This is a genomic window from Paraburkholderia tropica, assembly GCF_900109265.1.
GTDB lineage: Bacteria > Pseudomonadota > Gammaproteobacteria > Burkholderiales > Burkholderiaceae > Paraburkholderia > Paraburkholderia tropica.
Genome location: NZ_FNZM01000007.1, coordinates 255,001 through 272,548, shown reverse-complemented (window position 1 = coordinate 272,548; position 17,548 = coordinate 255,001). Strand labels below are relative to the sequence as shown.

General features: G+C 56.7%; 20 protein-coding genes. 13 read left to right on the top strand and 7 right to left on the bottom strand.

What is annotated here, in order from left to right; translation table 11 throughout:
- Positions 1-79: 79 nt before the first annotated feature.
- Together BMY06_RS38675 and BMY06_RS13600 are read right to left on the bottom strand one after the other, a co-directional pair.
- A complete protein-coding gene (locus BMY06_RS38675) occupies positions 80-397 on the bottom strand; it encodes a hypothetical protein (protein ID WP_124263126.1) in 318 nt (105 codons plus the stop codon).
- 255 nt (positions 398-652) lie between these two features.
- A complete protein-coding gene (locus tag BMY06_RS13600) occupies positions 653-1,096 on the bottom strand; it encodes a DUF3592 domain-containing protein (protein ID WP_074983663.1) in 444 nt (147 codons plus the stop codon).
- Positions 1,097-2,366: 1,270 nt separating this feature from the next.
- Here BMY06_RS13600 and BMY06_RS13595 point away from each other — a divergent pair.
- The 11 genes from BMY06_RS13595 to BMY06_RS13575 all read left to right on the top strand — a co-directional run bounded on the left by BMY06_RS13595 (position 2,367) and on the right by BMY06_RS13575 (position 9,607).
- Entirely contained in the window at positions 2,367-2,810 is a 444-nt protein-coding gene (locus tag BMY06_RS13595; protein ID WP_074983661.1) for a type VI secretion system baseplate subunit TssF, read from the top strand.
- A complete protein-coding gene (locus BMY06_RS13590; protein ID WP_080180498.1) occupies positions 2,737-3,753 on the top strand; it encodes an N-acetylmuramidase family protein in 1,017 nt (338 codons plus the stop codon). Before BMY06_RS13595 ends, BMY06_RS13590 begins: the two co-directional genes overlap by 74 nt.
- A complete protein-coding gene (locus BMY06_RS38670) occupies positions 3,737-4,435 on the top strand; it encodes a hypothetical protein (RefSeq protein WP_124263127.1) in 699 nt (232 codons plus the stop codon). Before BMY06_RS13590 ends, BMY06_RS38670 begins: the two co-directional genes overlap by 17 nt.
- On the top strand, positions 4,428-5,180 hold the full coding sequence (locus tag BMY06_RS38665) for a hypothetical protein (RefSeq protein ID WP_124263128.1): 753 nt from the start codon (positions 4,428-4,430) through the stop codon (positions 5,178-5,180). Before BMY06_RS38670 ends, BMY06_RS38665 begins: the two co-directional genes overlap by 8 nt.
- A gap of 28 nt (positions 5,181-5,208) precedes the next feature.
- A complete protein-coding gene (locus tag BMY06_RS38660; protein WP_124263129.1) occupies positions 5,209-5,904 on the top strand; it encodes a hypothetical protein in 696 nt (231 codons plus the stop codon).
- A gap of 25 nt (positions 5,905-5,929) precedes the next feature.
- On the top strand, positions 5,930-6,634 hold the full coding sequence (locus BMY06_RS38655; RefSeq protein ID WP_143064417.1) for a hypothetical protein: 705 nt from the start codon (positions 5,930-5,932) through the stop codon (positions 6,632-6,634).
- Positions 6,631-6,891 (top strand): PAAR domain-containing protein, encoded by a 261-nt coding sequence (locus BMY06_RS13585; RefSeq protein ID WP_074983659.1) that lies wholly within the window; start codon positions 6,631-6,633, stop codon positions 6,889-6,891. The genes BMY06_RS38655 and BMY06_RS13585 overlap by 4 nt, the downstream gene beginning before the upstream one ends.
- Before the next feature lie 129 nt (positions 6,892-7,020).
- Complete coding sequence (locus BMY06_RS38650) at positions 7,021-7,656, top strand: hypothetical protein (RefSeq protein WP_124263131.1); 636 nt, start codon at positions 7,021-7,023, stop codon at positions 7,654-7,656.
- Positions 7,657-7,827: 171 nt separating this feature from the next.
- Positions 7,828-8,895 carry a type VI secretion system baseplate subunit TssG gene (gene tssG / locus BMY06_RS13580; protein ID WP_074983658.1) on the top strand — a complete coding sequence of 356 codons (1,068 nt, stop codon included), beginning with the start codon at positions 7,828-7,830 and terminating at the stop codon, positions 8,893-8,895.
- Positions 8,896-9,097: 202 nt separating this feature from the next.
- Complete coding sequence (locus BMY06_RS39595; protein ID WP_156773650.1) at positions 9,098-9,256, top strand: hypothetical protein; 159 nt, start codon at positions 9,098-9,100, stop codon at positions 9,254-9,256.
- A gap of 57 nt (positions 9,257-9,313) precedes the next feature.
- A complete protein-coding gene (locus BMY06_RS13575) occupies positions 9,314-9,607 on the top strand; it encodes a hypothetical protein (protein ID WP_065058504.1) in 294 nt (97 codons plus the stop codon).
- 188 nt (positions 9,608-9,795) lie between these two features.
- On the opposite strand, the gene BMY06_RS13570 is transcribed toward BMY06_RS13575, so the two are convergent.
- The 5 genes from BMY06_RS13570 to gcvA form a co-directional block, all read right to left on the bottom strand.
- Positions 9,796-10,101 (bottom strand): helix-turn-helix domain-containing protein, encoded by a 306-nt coding sequence (locus tag BMY06_RS13570; protein ID WP_065058502.1) that lies wholly within the window; start codon positions 10,099-10,101, stop codon positions 9,796-9,798.
- A gap of 9 nt (positions 10,102-10,110) precedes the next feature.
- A complete protein-coding gene (locus tag BMY06_RS13565) occupies positions 10,111-11,397 on the bottom strand; it encodes a type II toxin-antitoxin system HipA family toxin (protein ID WP_074983656.1) in 1,287 nt (428 codons plus the stop codon).
- Positions 11,398-11,500: 103 nt separating this feature from the next.
- Positions 11,501-12,709, bottom strand: a complete 1,209-nt coding sequence (locus tag BMY06_RS13560; RefSeq protein WP_074983654.1) for an aminotransferase class V-fold PLP-dependent enzyme — start codon at positions 12,707-12,709, stop codon at positions 11,501-11,503.
- Between the two features lie 25 nt (positions 12,710-12,734).
- Positions 12,735-13,253, bottom strand: a complete 519-nt coding sequence (locus tag BMY06_RS13555; protein ID WP_074983653.1) for a RidA family protein — start codon at positions 13,251-13,253, stop codon at positions 12,735-12,737.
- A gap of 105 nt (positions 13,254-13,358) precedes the next feature.
- A complete protein-coding gene (gene gcvA / locus BMY06_RS13550; protein ID WP_074983787.1) occupies positions 13,359-14,312 on the bottom strand; it encodes a transcriptional regulator GcvA in 954 nt (317 codons plus the stop codon).
- A gap of 303 nt (positions 14,313-14,615) precedes the next feature.
- Here gcvA and BMY06_RS13545 point away from each other — a divergent pair, with 303 nt between their 5' ends.
- Together BMY06_RS13545 and BMY06_RS13540 are read left to right on the top strand one after the other, a co-directional pair.
- Positions 14,616-15,254: a TetR/AcrR family transcriptional regulator gene (locus BMY06_RS13545; protein WP_065058494.1), complete on the top strand. Its 639-nt coding sequence runs from the start codon at positions 14,616-14,618 to the stop codon at positions 15,252-15,254.
- 85 nt (positions 15,255-15,339) lie between these two features.
- Complete coding sequence (locus BMY06_RS13540; RefSeq protein WP_074983651.1) at positions 15,340-17,508, top strand: TonB-dependent siderophore receptor; 2,169 nt, start codon at positions 15,340-15,342, stop codon at positions 17,506-17,508.
- The last annotated feature ends 40 nt before the right edge of the window (positions 17,509-17,548 follow it).

Here is a 17,548-nt window from a genome sequence, read left to right as displayed (position 1 = left end):
CCACCCGCTCCGGGTGGCTGATCGCATCAAACAGTACAACTATATATTGCGCTATGAACTGAGGCGCCGACGTGGGCGTTCAACCAAGATGACCGATCATCACGTTAATACCGAATCCGATCCCGGCACTCAAGGTCGCCCCTGATAATGCCCCCCGTCTGGGTACCAACGTTAAACCCGTACATGACGAGCGCGCAGGTGCTGAATGAACCGCCACACTCAGGCCACAAAATTGCGGCATGACGATGCCCATCGCGAGCAGCGCGGTATTGATTCCCAGCAGCATGACGGTAGCGCTGGCACCTTCCGCGATGACCCCGGCTCCGACATCAAAGCAGACCGTTCCGCCGGTCAGATCGGAACGACTCAATTCCTTGCCGTGAAACGCCGAGGTCATGTAAAGGGTGCCTCCTCCCGTGAATGTGGAGGCCGCACCAGTCACCCCGGGTCATTGGCCAGCAATCTGGTTTTAGGCAGGTGTAATTTGGGTACCTTCGGAATCTTCTTTATCGCACCGAAGCCAAACCCAGGCGATCCGTAATGCAATTCCTGCCCCTGCCCGGCTGGATGTTTCAGATAAATGGTCCCGCCTGCCATGAGGATCGGCCCGAGGCCCACACTGGCTGTAGCAGCCGTATCGCAAATCCACTGACTATTTCTTGGTATCATTTTTTCTCTGAATCAAACCAGATTTTTCAAGGCAATCGAGACCCACAACCAACGCGATAAAGCCAATTAATCCGGTGACGATTGACCATCCCCAGATTGAGCCAACGAGATCCGCCCTGGCGCTCGTTCGAGGACTGTCTGGCAGATAGCGCACCTGCACCTCGTCACCGGGCTTCAACCCGAAAATCAGCCCGTTCTGCGGATACGAAACGCGTTCACCACTCCGGGTTGTAATCGCGACTTCCGGGTGACTGCCGCCGTGATTGAGTTCAGTGACGTGTCCGGGCGCGACGAGCGACGTTTGAAGAAAATCGAGTGTATTAAAGGTGGTGGCGATGGCAGCGATCATGAGTCCGGCCCCCACCAGCAGGAAAAGCACGGCCTTGAAGGCATAAGTGACTTTTTCGCTCACGATAGCGTCTGTCATCGGACAATCTTCATTGCTGGTAGTTATTGATAAGGCACGCCGCAACTCTTGGGCCACCGCACAGCGCTGGATAGAAAATTTCTCGCCTGCTTTGCGCTTATAGAACGCAGTATATATAGCATCAATCAAGGCGGAATTAAAACTGCAATGCCATTTGATTGAACACCAAATCAAGGCGACCAGAGGAGCACCGGGCTAGTGCGCGGATATCGACGAACGTTCGCGTGAGCTGGCATGGATGTTTCATCGGTGCCCTACTTCTGCTTCTCGCGTCGGAACGCATACAAGACTCACTGACCGTAAATGCGTCCCCCACTGGCTGCTGTCCAATGCGCACATTACGCATTCATTGAAATCGGAATTATCGCCACTACTCAGCCCCAAAACTGATAATTGGAATGTGAGCGCAACCGATAAAATAAAACTGATTGACTTGAACATATTCGGCCTGAATAATATCTAAAATATCGATCACAATTCTTATCAATTATTCAATTGGCGCCCTCGATGGTTTGAGGGATTGCTAAATCTCACATGGGCGCCGCCCTTTGCCAAAGAAGTTAGTTTGTGGTCGATCAACGACGCTTCTTAGCGTTGTGAACGCAAGGCACGCAGCCCGTTTCCGTTCTCCACCGGCGGTCTGCTGCGAAGACGCCCGACACCTGTCAAACCTCACGACGAAGGCGTTGAGCAGGAGTCACTGCCTGCGCGCGCGAGCTTTGCCGAAGCATTCTCGCGATAGCTTCGACCGGCGTCAGGGGCGCTGAACCCGGTTGCAAAAATCGCACGATGAGCTTGGCCCAACGCGCGACCGGATAACCCGACGACCAAGAAATATGATCATCGCTGATGCGCCATTTGTTGCTGGCGATAACGGTGATTTCCGGCGCAACCGTTGAACGTTACAGCGAGCACATACCGCTTGAAGTGACTGAGCGATTCCTGCGTCGCTGTAGCATTTTTCTTCTTGTCTGTAGGTGCTTGCTGCTCGTCAAGTTGACCCTACCCTCGCGTCGCAATATCAGGCGCCTTTGACCTGATACCCAGCCCCCTGACGGTAAGCGCTTCGTTTGATAGCCGGCAAGTAGATCCCATTGCCTTATGGGGTGCGGGGTTGCTTTTGTTCGTCCACCGATTTCAAATGAAAGAGCCCGCTCTGGCTCTAGTCCCGCTGCACGTTGCCCGGCTTCGTTGCGAAACGGATCACGCCGTCAACTCATTCCATGCAATACGATAGATAAGTAATACTAACTGTTATCACAGGGTAGCGATGGATCCCGAGTTTATCGACTATTACCAACGGCAACTGACATACATTCAAGGGGCGTTCAGTGAGTTCGCGCAAGAGCATCCCAAGATTGCCGCACGGCTTGGTGCGCAGGCGGGCGATGTCCGAGATCCCCATGTCGCACGGTTGCTTGAGGCTTTTGCGTGGTCCGCAGCACGCTCAGAGCAGCGCATCGATCGCTGGCCGCTCGAACTCCCGCTGCGGATCCTCGATGGCATCGATCTCAGCCGCCCCTATCCGAAGCGCGACTACCAGCGGCAGTTCTGGATGAGTGACTGGGACTACCTCAATCTGCTGTGGCAGGAATGGGGTATCTGCTTTTACTGGGAGAACGACACGCTCGTGCTTATGGATGCCCACGGGTACGATAGTACCCAAAAAGGACTACAGCGCCTTCCGCATTCTGAGCAGCGAATACCACGTTGAAGCGACGACGAAGCTCACGCCGAAAGAATCTTTCGAACAGGACATCAAAGTACCAGTGGTGAAAGAAGGCGAAGTGATGACCATCGAGCGCCTTGTGCGTGAGTTTGGCCCATACATTGGGTGGTCTCAGAAGGTGACTGAGCAAGGACAAATAAAAAAGCATTTCACGACAAAACATAGAGAGACCGTTACCGACGAAAAATCGGGGCAGAAAAAGACCAAAACCACTATCGAGCATCACTACCGGGTGGTCGATACAGGGAAGCCAAGCACGGTTATTCTGAATATACTTGGTTCTAAATTGAACTACCCTTCCCCGTCTGTCTTCAGTGAAAGCCAGTACAAGAACATTGCGACAGAACTGAATGTCGAGATTGCGGCAGTTAAAGCCATCGTTCAACAAGAATCTGGTGGCAAACCGTTTCTAGAAAATGGCTTGCCACCAATTTTGTACGAGCGCGGGCACTTTTTTGACCTTTCGGTAAAAAAAATAAAAATAGAAAGTGGTTCCAAAAAGGGTGCGGGAAAGAAAAAGAATATAGCAAATCCGTATCCTCGCAATCCGGATCTATGCTTAAAGGGGTCAGGCAATTATGGGGCGGAAGGCTTGCACCAGTACGAAAAACTTGTGCGTGCTGCTGCATTAGATTTTGATATTGCTATACAGGCTTGCTCTTGGGGCGGTTTTCAGATACTCGGAGAATACTATTCAGAATGCGGTTGTAGCACCGCATTTGAGTTTGCCAATAAATTCATGTCCGGAACCGAAGGGCAGGTTCAGATATTTATAGCATTTATGAAAAATATTAAACCTGGGGCAGTCCAAGGACTGAGGCAACATAATTGGGGAAAAGTTGCGGAATCTTATAATGGAATATATTGGCAATCTACCAATCCTGATTACGCGGCAAACTTAAAGATATTTTATGAAAAATTTAAGTAAATTGGTTGCATTCATGGTGTGCTTGGTTGGGTTCATCACCACCACCATTGCTGGTCAGGCAATGATTTTCGATAATCCAGGTTTAATTGTCTATAAAGACGGAAATCGAATATACGGATTCTATGATGCAGAAACAAAGAGATTTTCATGTTATTTTCTATTTTTCCAAAATTCGTCAGACACGTTGAAATCAGACGTCGAAGGTTATAGTAGGATCAGTCTGATGACATTCGTTCCACATGACGGCGCATCTCTAATATTTGAATCTAGAGATAAATTTTTCGATATCAGAGGTGCTTTATATCGAAACGAGAGTGAATGGATAATTCATACGGATCAAGGGCAGGCTGGCTGTGAAAACGCGGCAGGTGGATTTATTTTTGAGCCTAGTGACTTGGCGGCTTCAAGGTTCAATGTCGAAAGTTCAATAGATTCGATCGGGGTGCGCATGGTGAAAAGAAAAACGTACTTCTTTGATCGGAAGAATAGCAAATTTTTTAAGAGAAGCAGTTATCTTACAAGGATGAATTCTGTTGTCGTAATCCAGAATCAAGGACCGTATTCGCAAGTTCGTTTCTCCGATCCGAGGTTGTATGCGCAGTCTTACGGAAGGGTCACGGTTGGCTGGGTTCGATCAGACGATTTGATCAATCCATTTCCTACAGCGGCCGGCCGTGATTGAAATTCTTCCACATGATATTCGCATGGGCAGCCCTGAAAAAGGACCCACAGCAACTAATACGCCATGCCAAAAACTGTCCTTGGCGATAATTCTTTGTTTGGGAATTCCCTGTAATTTGTCGGCCGGGGAACTAGCTGTGTTTAGCAATCCCGGCTTAGTTGTCTTCCGATCCGAAGGGCAAATACAGGGTTACTACTCCGCACTTGAAGCTGGGCGATCCTGCGAGTTTTTCTTTAACACCCATTCTCAAGTATCTTGGCCAGCCACACGCGGACAGGTAAATTCCGCAGAAATAGGTACATTTGCTTTGGGGCTCGGCGAAAGGAAACATAGCCAGAGGAATTCGGATTTTTATATAAGTGGCGTTATAAAAAACAACGCCGATGAATGGTCTATACAAACAGATGTTGAGCCCCCGGGATGCGGAGGCGGAGTAGGCGTTTTCTCAAAAAACACCGGACTACCGCCATTTCGATTCTTCGAAAAAAGTACGTTCCGAGGTAAAGGGATCCGCGTGGTTAATGGAAAAACATATTTGTATAATAAAATTAAGGGAAGATTATCCAAGAGAAAGGAATATCTGACGGAAAACGATATCGTCTCCATTATATCTGATGGTGGAGGCTATTCGAATATCAGGTACGTCAATCCAGACTATTTTGTCGTACCTGCCGGCAAGGTTACTATCGGTTGGGTGAGGACTCGCGACCTGGTCGATCCCTTTCCCCCGATGTCTAGGCCATGACTAATGTTGTCAGTTTCAGAGGGCTTTAATGAAGACAAGTAAACTCATTATTCTTTGGATGGGCATTGCTTTGTCACTTGCTAGCCCAGTTGTAAGTGCCGGCATTGGAGTTGTGTTCAATAACCCATTTTTGGTAGCAATCCAATCTGGAAATAATCTGTACGGTTATTATGATTCTGAGAATGAACGGTTTTCATGTGTGTTTTTCTTTTATGGAAAAAGCAACTCACCGATGCTAATCTCTTCGAATCACTCATCAATTGAGATTGACACATTTGGGTTCGGATTGGACCCGAAATCGTATGCCTACCAGGGAAGAAGCAAGTACTCAGATATTCCCGGCACGTTGTTTTCTGATTCGAACGGCTGGGTCATTAAAACGGATAGCCCGCCTGACGCGTGCAACGGAATCGGTGCTGATTTTAGTAAAAGCCCATCGGACGCCAATTTTTCTAGATATTATATTGTAGAAAAATTAAACGCGCTGGAAATTGGGGTGGTCGTCAGAAAAACACTAGTCCGAGAAAAAATTGGCTCCAACCGTTCAAAAGCCATGTTGGTAGGCGGTGACGCGGTGTTGGTCATTTCAAGGAAGGGAAGTAATTCTTATATCCGATTTATCGATTCGAAGCTAGCTTCACTTGATCGCGATCCGGTTGTGACTGGCTGGGTCCGGTCTGCAGATATCGCAAATCCATTTCCTCGGCCAATGAATCATGATTGAGGTTCATGCGCACGATGCTTGCGTAATGAGGGTGAAGAATAAATCGAAGATTTGGTTGCTGATCCTCTCTTTCGTGCTGGTATTTCCCCGTGAGTCAGTTGCCGGTGTTGCCACGATTTTTGAAGGCTTGAATTTTGTGACCTATCAAAGTCACGATAGTCTGAACGGGTTCTACTACGCAAGAAGCGGTATATTTTCCTGTGGATTCCTATTTGTTGGTGTTCTGAGTAGCCCACAGAAAAACGCAGACAGCGTGAACTTAGTGAGGGTAAAGACATTCGATTTTGTGCCTCACGTACCCGCGTACACTTACGATAAGAGAGATCCACGATCTGACATTGATGGCACAGTTTATGTGGCGCCCGGCAGTATCTCGCTGAAAACAGATTCACCTCATGCCGGATGTCAGAGTGCCGCAGGTATGTTCGACGCGCCTCCTGGGGAACGTGGAGCAAGTGTATTTGCAGAGGTTGGGAAACTACCTGCATCAGGCATTTTTGTTGTTGGCAAAAAAGCCTTTTTCTATAGGATCGAAAATGAAGTAAAAACCAAAGAATATCTTCTTCCGGGTAGCTTCGTTCTCGCAACAAAGAAAAAGAAAGGGTTTTCCTTTGTTCGATATGTCGACCCGGATTCTCAAATAGATGATGATGATCCAAAGCGGGTTGTGTCAGGTTGGATCCGTACATCGTCACTTGTTAATCCGTTTCCTCTGAAAGGTAAGCAATGATCGATCTTGTCAGGCTTGGTGATCGTACGGACCACGGTGGCAAAGTAACAACCGCATCAAAGACGATGTGTTATCGGGGTGTCCGGGTGGCGAGGAAAGGAGACCTTGTTGAATGTCCGTTGCATCCCGATGTGAATCCGAATGTAATCCTCGACGGTGATCCGAAAATTTCCGATAAAGGAGTTCCGATTGCGAGGCATGGATTTCGCACGACATGTGGATGCACATTGATTTCGAGTGTTGGCGCTGACACCTGATCTTTCCGGATCATTTGATATAGCGTTCAGTTTATGATCGCGCCCGTCAGTGAGCCAAAATTTCTTTACCTTCAAGGTTGCACCTGAATTTCACGATTGCTGTGTTTTACGGCGAAATTAGGAATGGAAATGGGAAAATATAAAAATATATATATCGTGCTTCTCTTTTTTGCTGAAATATGTTCTGCACGCGCAGACACTTCCATCCTAATAGAAATTGGGGAATGTAGGTTTAGAATTAGCGATTCATTTCACGGATCTATTACAGATCCAAAGCCGGAAAATGACTTCCGATATGCTGGCTATGACGCAAGTGTGCGTGTGGCTGACGTTGTGAAATCGTTCGGACTTAATTTTTCTTGTCAGAAAATTGAAGACGATGACGTTGAAGTTTCCGCACGATTTGGAGGCCGATTTAACGCGTATCTGAATAGATGGGTGCCTGATTTTGGGGATGCTTCGGCGCATGATGTCGTTAATCTGAAGCGTGTTACGAAAACATTTCCCCTCACGTCAAAAAATTCCAAAGGATTTTATACGATTCAGGATGATCTTGATGGGGAGTTATCGCGCCGTATGCGTCATATTTCGTACTGTTTGATTCGAGGCGCGGCGGCTGTATGTGGTGATGGCGTAGTGAAGCGGCTCGCGGACAGTAAGAGTGACATGCTTCCTTATGTCCTCCAGGTGCTGCGAAGTATCAAGTTTGAAGACAAGGAAGGTTCGAGCCGTGAACGAATTAATCAGGCATCGATGATGCGATAGTTATTGGTGGCGACTTGTTTACGAATATGTTTTGAATTTTATCGAGCCAAGATATTCTGCGAAAGCTTCGTAGCGGTCTCAGTTTCAAGGCCCAGATGATGCCGAATTCTATGCGGCATCAATCGAAAGCGTTCGAACAAACCTGCATTTACTATTTTCGGGGACGATTGGATGGATGGAAAATCCAGAAAGCTTGCACTATCGCTTGACCTGATCGAGCGATTGCAGGAAGAACCTTGGAATTTTGGGTTCCTGGCGCTCATGCGCCGTATAAACGCGAATGGAGCGGACGACCCGGTCGGCACCGCGCTCTTGCCCACGGCCGAGCCGTTTCGTGTCGGTCAGAAACCAAGCCTTACCTTCGCGCCCAGGGAGATAGCGGACGCGAAGATGAAGAGAGGACGCCTGCATACCCGTCTCTACAGCCTCGGAATGCTCGGGCCGAATGGTCCGCTTCCGCTGCACGTCTCGGAGATCGCGCGCGAGCGCGAAGAGTTGCGTCGGGATCCAACGTTGAGCAATTTCCTCGACATCTTCCATCATCGGGCACTCACGCTCTTCTACCGCGCCTGGGCTTCGGCGCAGGCGACAGTCAGCCTCGACCGCCCTGATGATGATCGCTTCTCTTTCTACATCAGCTGTCTGTCGGGCCACTCTGCCCTGCCCGCGCGCACAGTTTCACTGCCTACCCACGCTTACCTCGCATCGTCACCTCATCTTGTGCACGAGGCCCGTAACCTCGACGCGTTGTCAATGTCGGTTGCGTGGCATTTTGGCGTGCCGGTCCAAATTGAGCCGTATGCCGATCACTGGATCGAATTGCCCGAAGAACTCCATTGCAGGATGGGGGAAGAAGGGGATTCGGCCTGTCTTGGGTTGGGTGCCACGCTCGGCGGTCATGTGCTTTCCAGGCGCCACCGCTTTTGCATGGTGCTCGGCCCCCTCGATACCGAAACGTATCACCGATTCACGCCTCGCGGCGAGGATCTGTTGCGGCTGGTCGCATGGGTGCGCGCGTACATCGGGCTTGAGTACGAATGGCTGCTGGAATTGCAGATCCAGCCAGACTACGCGCCTCCAGCAGTGCTGGGCGAGGAGCACCAACTCGGGTGGTCGAGCTGGCTTGGTCAGTCGCCCGACGGCAAGCCGGTCATCGGCATGCGTTTTGAACCGGAGGCATACCTGGATCGGCTCGTAGAGGGCGCGGCGATGCCGGAGGAGGTAGCCGCCGTGCATTGAACTGAGCCGCCGATGAAGCGCCAGCGCGAAGGAGGAGAGATGGAGTTCGAACAATCGGCCCTGATGTTCGACGTCAACCAGATCCTGAATGCCGGCGCAAACCCGGTGCACTTCTCGCTGTCAGCGAGGATCTTCGTCGATGCGACCAGCCGGATCGTGAATCCTCTGAAGGTCACGAGCGTCGATTTGCAATCGCGATTACATGAACCGCTTCGGCGACGAGCTGATCGTCACGATGGAAATTCTCGCTGGCCAGTACGCGCGCGAAATCTATCCCCACAACGACGCCATCGATATCACGCTCACGCGCGCGCCGATGACGGAGGCCGCGGACACGGCCGATGCGGGGCGCGCGATCTAGTCAGAGCGCCATAGCGCCACGCTGATCGACGAGGCCTCGCCCCTGCTCGAACAGAACATGGACTTCTCGCCAAGCCGGCAGCATCTGGACCTGACGGGGCCGCTCACGGTGCCGTTCCAGCTGGTGAACGAGTCGCTTGCGCAGATGCGCATGATCGATGTGGGTCAGGTATTTCGCGGCTGCACGGTCGATGGGATTATCCGCACCCTGTTCACGCAGGCCTCGCCGGCAGCGACGGTCGACGGCGAGCGCGCCGTGCTGGAGGTAACCATGGTCCCATTGGCCAACCGGCAGCCGCGCGAGCCCATCATGAATCCACAGCGCGTGCGCCTGGTTGAACACTTCCAGTGACACGCTCAACCACCACGATCCGACCCAACGACGCGTGATCCAGCATCGGCGCATGGCATACGAGCAGCCCACGCACACCCTCCGGAAGGTAAATAGCATTTGGCGCGCCTCATCGTCCGGCCACGTCGTCCAATCTGAAATTCGCTTCGTCGCAGAGTGAATCGCCTCGCGCCCGCACCCAACACGTTTTATTCCGACGCCCCTCCAGCCGCCTCGCCACGCCGCCGTCGAACAAACCCCACCTGAAGCCCAAACAGCTTGCCGATGCTGTTAAGCGACTCCACGGTCGGATTGCCCGTGCCGCGCTCGATGTCCTGAATCACACGCCGACTCACGCCGCGATGAGCCGCGAATTCCGCTTGCGTCAGGCCCGTCATTTTCCGCATCGCCTTCATTGCGTCGGCGATGCTCAGCTCGCCACGCTCGATGCGCTCATAGAATTCCCGGCGCTGGGCGTTCTGTTCCTCACGGCTCAGAGGGTTACGACGAGGCATACGCGTCCTCTAGGAATGACGGGAATCGGGATTCAAGGCCTTAAGCTGCCGGACCTGCGTGTCGATGGCGGGCGTCAGGAACTGCACGATGTCGTGATCGACGCCCTGCGCCAGCATGATGTCGGGCAGGCGCTCGACCTGCGTGGCAAAGCGGCCGAGCGCCTCGCCGAGCCGCAGCCTTTCGTCCGCGCCCACCGGCAGTGCGGCCAGCACATCGCCCCACTCGGTCAGCTCGATGCGCGTGGCATCCGGCCGATACCACCGGAGCGTGCGCGGCACCAGCTCGGGGTCGAGATACATCGGCGCGAAATCGAACAACGGCGTCAACTGCTGGCGTCCGTCGATAAGCTGCATGGCGGTGTTGCGCGCATGGTTATCGGTGTTGCGCATGGCCAGGTTGAGCACATCGCGCTTGATGAACTCGAGCGTTTCGGCGTGCGGATCGGTCGCCACCCGGCGGATCGCCGCCACGACTTCGAAAAGATCCGGACGCTGATCGAAGCCGCTGAGACCCAGCAACGACGCCACGCTTTCCTGATGCAGCCGCTCGACGCGGCCATCGCGCACGCGCCGGTCAAAGCGCGGAATGAGCAGCACGTCGCCGTGCAAGCTGGGCAGTTGCCCGTAAGTGCGAATGCCGATTTCGGCGGCCACGCGCATATAGGCCGCCTCGTTGTGCAGAACCTTGAGGTCGGCGGCCGTGTTGCCGCGCGGCAGCTTCGCGATCAGATGCTGGGCCGCCTGTGCGTCCGGCAGGACCGCGTCGCCGTGCAACAGGCCGTTTCGATCGCGCGTGAGCAGATATTTCGGCGCGGCGCCCTGCACGCCGGTCGTGCCGGTGCCGAGCATGCCATGCAGATACATGCGTTCCTTGAAGTCGGCGCTACGCTCGACCACGTCGTCGATCGCCATGCCCGGCAAGCCGCGCGCATCGGGATGTCGACGCACGTGCGACTCGAAATACGCCACCGCCTCGGCGACGCGGATGCGGCCGATGGGATTGAACGCGCCTGCGCAGAGCAGCGGAAAATCCGCGTCCGGGCCGTCCTGCAGCTTGAGTTCGCCGAGCAGGAAGCGTCGGCCCGCGCCCTGCGGCACGAGGTCGTACAGGAACGCCGGCAGCGCGCGGCCGAAACGGAATTCGGTATCCACGGGCTCGACGAGCGACAGCGGATCGTGCGTATGCTCGACCGCGTACATGACCTCGAAATCCCACTGACATCGGCCGTCGCGGAACTCCACCTGAGCGCTGTCGATCCAGCGGTCGTCCAGAAATAGCTGCAGGGTGCATTCCACCGCTCACCTCCTATATGCCTCATAAATGTAGCACAAAGAGGTGGATCCTGCCTGAAATGCTCCTTATAAGAAGCGCGAACCGGCCGGACGCGCAAAACAGCCGTCACGCAACCGATGCTATCTCCGCTATCGCCGCGACCAGTCGCGCAATTTCCGCATCCGTCGTGAGATAGCTGACCGACGCCCGCGCCACGTTCGTCAGCCCGCGCGCGCGCATATCGAGCGGCGTATAAGCCACGCCGCTCAATCCAATCGAGATCCCACGCGCCGCCAACGCGGCCTGCACCGCTTGCGGGTCGCGGCCCGCGAGATTGAACGCCACCAGCCCGGACCGTTCGACGCCTTCATCGAGCAACTCGACCGCCTCGATCCCGGCCAGACGCTGCCGCAGCCGCGTCGCCATCTGATCGATACGCCGACGGATCGCGGGCACGCCAATCGCCAGCGCCTCGCTCAGCGCCTTCGCGAGTCCGGCACGCAGCGCCATCGATGTTTCCGCCGATTCGAATCGACCGGCGTCGTTACGCAGATACGGCTCGCCCCGCGCATCGAGCGGCGCGGAATAACGATCCACATACGCGGGCGTCAGACGATCGAGAAAGGCGCGCCGCACATACAGCAAGCCGGTGCCGCGCGGCGCGCGCAACGCCTTGCGCGGCGCGGCGCACAGCACGTCGCAGCCGATTGCCCGGACGTCGATCGGGAGCTGTCCGGCGGCCTGCGCGGCATCGACGAAATACGGGATGTCGAAGCGCCGCGCAATCGCGCCCACGGCGTCGGCCGGATTGATGAGGCCGCCGTTCGCGGGCAGCCACGTGAGCGCGATCAGACGCACGCGTTCGTCGATCATGGAGGCGAGCGCCGCCGTGTCGATGGTGCCGTCTGCGCGCGAGGGAATCACGTCGATCGTCGCGCCCGCCCGCTGCACCGCAAACTGCATCGCGGCCAGATTGCCGCCCCATTCGTGCCGTCCGACGAGCATGCGCTCGCCCGCCTTCCAACCGCCCAGCGCCGCAAAGGCCGCGCCCCAGCCTTGCGAATTGCCGCCGGTCAGCGCGATCTCGTCAGGCTGTGCGTTGAACAGCGTGGCGGCGAGCGCGCGCGCGTCGTCGGTGATGGCGCTGGCGGCGACGCCCGCTTCCATCGGGCCACGCGTCGCCTCGCGTTCGAGCTGCGCGTGGATCGCGCTCAACGTGGCCGACGAAGGCAGCGATGCGCCCGCGTGATTGAAATGCGTCGTCGTGCGCGTGCCGGGCGTCTGGGCGCGCAGTGCGTCGACGACGGCGTCGGTCAGGATTGTGTTCGTGGTCATGCGGTCTCCTCGAAAATCCCTGCGATCACAGTTCGCGCAGCGCGACCACGGCATCCACTTCGACCGCCGAGCCCGCGGGCAACATCGCGACGCCAACCGCACTGCGTGCGTGCCGTCCGGCATCGCCGAAAATGTCGACGATCAGATCGGACGCGCCGTTCGCCACCACGCTCTGGCGGCTGAATCCCGGCGCGCTCGCCACGAACACGCCCAGCTTGACCACGCGCGCGACGCGCTCGAGCCGGTCGCCCGTCGCGGCGGCGATCTGCGCGACGACGCCGAGCGCGCACAGACGCGCCGCTTCGATGCCATCGGCTTCCGTCACGTCGGCGCCCAGTTGACCCGCGTACGGCACAGCGTTGTCGCGCCGCGCGATCTGTCCGGAAATGTAGAGCAGATGGCCGTCCTGCACGAACGACACGTAATTGGCGGCGGGCGCGGCGGCCGGTTCGAGCGTCAGCCCGAGCGCGGCGACGCGCGCCGAAATGGTGAGCGCGTTGAGGGGGTCGGGCGATGCGGTCGCGGTGTTCAGGGCGGTGTTCATGGCAGGGTTCCTGGCGTGATGCGGGTTGCTGGATTCGGGAACCCGATCCTAGCCATTCGCCTCGCCCGCGACCAATCAATCCTTGCCGCCCGGCCATGAGCGGAACTAATGCGTCGATGCGGACGAGGCCGCGTCGTCGCTTCCGTCGTCGCTATCGCCTTCGTTTTCGGCGATCGCGATGAGCCAGTCGCAGAACGCATTCGCTGCTTCGCTGCGCGGTCCGGGCCGCGTGACGAGCCACCAGCCGATCTCGGAATCGTCGAGCGTCATCTCGGGAAACACCGGCACGAGCGCGCCGCTGGCGAGTTGCGGCGCGATCAGGCGATGCCGGCCCATCGCCGCGCCCTGCCCGGCCAGCGCCGCCTCGACGACGATGTTGTAGTCATGCAGATGCACCGCGCGCGCCGCGCTCAGGTCCACGCCGAACCGCGCGGTCCATGCATCCCATTCGAACGGCTGCTTGCTGTGCGAAAACAGAATCGGCAGCCGCAGCAGGTCGTCGGCGCACGTGAACGGACCGTGCGCCGCAATCAGCTCCGGCGCGCCCACCACGGAAAGCCGCTCGGGCATCAGTTTCTGCGTTTGCACGCCAGACCAGACGCCTCGCCCGTATCGAATCGCCACATCCACGTCGCCCTGCGAAACATCCGCGAGTGCGATATCGGGACGCAGACGCACATCGACATCGGGAAACGCCGCATGAAAATCTCGCAGACGCGGCGCGAGCCAGCGCGTGGCGAACGAGGCCAGCAGACCGATGGTCAGCGTGCCCGCCGCGTGGCGTGGCGCGCGCATTGCGTCGGTGCCGCGACGCAATAGATCGAACGCGGCGTGCACGTGTTCGAAATACGCCTCGCCGTCGCTCGTCAGCGCGACCGCGCGCACGCGCCGCTCGAACAGGCGCCGCCCGAGTTCCTCTTCGAGCTTCTTGATGTGATGACTCACGGCGCTTTGCGTGACGTGAAGCTCCTCGGCCGCCGCGGTAAAACTCAAATGCCGCGCCACGGCCTCGAAGACGCGCAGCGAAAGAAGCGGTGGAATGGAGCGCGACGAAGACATGGCACGAAACATCGGATCAGGAAAGCAACGATCTTAGCGCGATTGCGCGTGGGGTCGGCTTTGTCGGCGTTATAGCGGCGTTATTGTGGCGAGCGCCTCAAGTCGCTCGCACGCGAATCAAACCGCGGGGATTACCGTACGCCACCGCACATCCCGCAGATAAGCATGTGAGGGAATTTTCTTGGACACGTTGATGCGTGCTCAATAACATACCAACCGTACTGTATCTCGCCGTAACGTTTTTAGAACGTCCGCGATACGCCGCCACTCGACGTGCGCCGCACGACGTTTTCGCCCAGCACCATGAATAACGCCACTCCGAATACCGCACCACGCGTCAGGCGCACACAACACGAACGCAGCACGGCGGCGCGCGTCGCGCTCATCAACGCCACGCTCGCCTGCCTTGCCGAAGTCGGTCTCGCCAAGGCGTCGATCAGCGAAATCTGCCAGCGCGCGGGACTGTCGCGCGGCGCGCTGCTCCATCACTTTCCGCACAAGAACGAACTGCTGGTGGCCGCCTACGTGGCGTGGATCAGCGGCAAGCTCGACACACTCGAACAGCGCATCGAAAACGGCGCGAGCGTGCGCGACGAAGTCCGCGTCTGGCGCGCGCAAATGCGCGAGACGTTTCCGATGACGCAGGAATTCTACGGTGCGCTGCGCAGCGACGCCGATCTGCGCGAACGCTTCAACGCGGCACTGCTCACGCATTCGATCGGCGACGACATGCGCCATCATCCGGCGAATACGCGCATCGACCAGTCGCCCGCGCCGTGGCTTACGCGTTACGTGATCGCGTGCTTCATTCGCGGACTCTGCCTGCAGGAACTCTTCGTACGCGATGCATCGGTTCCCGATCAGGCTTTCGATCACTTCATCGAGATTCTGAGCGCGCACATCGAAGGCACGGTCGCGCGCGAAGCCTTGCCTGTTCCCTGATACCCGGTCTCGCTTGATTTCAATTTAACCTTCTCGCCAAGGCGTGCCTGGCTGCCATCAATATAAATATATCGGACTACTACGTATGAGAAAAATCATATTCCGTTTGCGAGTGATTCCGGCGTTGCTGATTGGCGCAGGCACGTTGACCGCCACTCTCGCTTACGCCGACGACACCTCGAACGGCGCGCAGAATCCCGCGAACGATGCTGCGTCAGGCGCAGATAAAAACGACAACAAAGTCCGCAGCCTCGCCACGGTGACGATCAACGGCACGCGCCAGCAAGCGCCGAAAGTATCGAGCGGCGCGCTCGGCACGCGCTCCGATCTGGAAACGCCGTTCTCCACGCGCGTGGTCGCGCAGCAGGAGCTTGAAGACCGTCAGGTGAAATCGCTCGGCAAGGTGTTCTCGGAAGACGCGGCGGTGATGTCGCTCGGCGACACCTATTCGTTCAACGCGTATTCGATCAACGTGCGAGGCATTCCGCTCGACGACTACAACGGCTACAAGATCAACGGTCTGCCGTTCTATATGACGACGGTCGAATTGCCGGTCGAATCGTTCGAATCGATTCAATTGCTCAAGGGCGCATCGGGTTTTATGTACGGATTCGGCGCGCCGGGCGGCATTATCAATTTCGTGACGAAGAAGCCGACCGACACCTTCACGTTCAGCGCCGACGTGGGCTATAGCTCGGATTCCGTGTTCAGCCAGCACATCGACACGGGCGGCCGCTTCGGCCCGGACAGCATGTTCGGCTATCGCTTCAACATCGCGCACGAACAGGGCGACACCTATAACGATGCGCACGTGCTGCGCAATTCGGAGTCGCTGTCGCTCGATGCGCGCCTCACGCGCTCGCTCACGTGGACCTTCGACGGCCTTTATCAGTCGCGCAAAGTCGACGGCGGCATTCAGGACGTCATGCTCAGCGACTACACCGGATCGAGCCTGCCGCGCGCGCCGAGCGGACGCACGAACCTCTCTGCTTACGGCGATACGTTCTTTAATTCGAACGTGTATTTCGTCAGCAGCGGCCTGCACTGGCAGATCGATCCGGTCTGGAAAGCGAGCATCGACTATAGCCACAGCAAGGACGAGCGCAATTATTCCGGCCAGTGGCTCGACCTGCTCAACGAGCAAGGCGACTTCAACACCTATCTGAACCGTTCGCGCGGATCGTCGATTTACGACGTCGTGCAGGCCACGCTCGAAGGCAAGTTCTCGACCGGCCCGGTCGATCATCAGGTCGTACTGGGCGTGTCCCAGCAATGGCTCACGAAGAAGACCGTGCCGGCGTCGCTCTATACGGATATCGGCTCGAATAATCTCTACGACACGATCACGCAGCACACGTGGGACGGCACGTACGATTACAGCCAGCAGTACAACAATTTCAATTCGCAGCAGAAGTCGATTTTCGCGAGCGATACGCTGAGCTTCCTGAAATACTGGTCGATTCTCGCGGGCATTCGCTACACGAGCTATCACCAGACGTCGTGGACCTCGCCGTCCACGTCGCCGGTCAGCTATACGCAGAATCCGGTCACGCCCACGCTCGCGCTGATGTTCCGTCCGCGCAGCGACCTGCTGTTCTACGCGAGCTACGTGGAAGCGCTCGAAGACGGCGGCACGGCAGCCGAAGGCTATGCGAACGCAAACCAGGTGCTCGATCCGATCAAGAGCAAGCAGTATGAAGTGGGCGTGAAATACGACGGCCGCCATGTGGGCGCGTCGGCGGCGCTGTTCCGCATCGAGCGCGGCGCGGAGTACGGCAACGCGCAGAACGTCTATGTTTCGAACGGCAAGGAGCGCATCAACGGCCTCGAACTCGACGGTCACGTCGATCTGCCCGCGGGCTTCCGCGTCGCCGCGAGCACGGCCTGGGAAGCGGGCACGTATAGCGAGACCGAGGCCGATCTGATCGGCAAGCGCATCGAGGGCATTCCGCGCTGGCAGGCCACGCTGCAACTGAGCGATCGCATTCCTGGCGTGACGGGCCTCACCGCGAACGCCGAGGCGCATTACTACGGCAGCATGATGGCCGATGCGAACAACAACTACGTGCTGCCGAGCTTCACGCTGTTCAACGCGGGGCTGAGTTATCGCACGACGGTGGCCGGTCATGGCGTGACGCTGCGCGCCGAAGTCGACAATATTTTCAACCGGCATTACTGGGGCTTCCTCCAGTCCGACTATATGTTCGTCGGTGCGCCGCGCACGCTCGCGCTCAACGCGCGCTTCGATCTGTGAGCGCCGCCCTGCTCCGTCCCGGTGCCTCGCGCGGGAATGC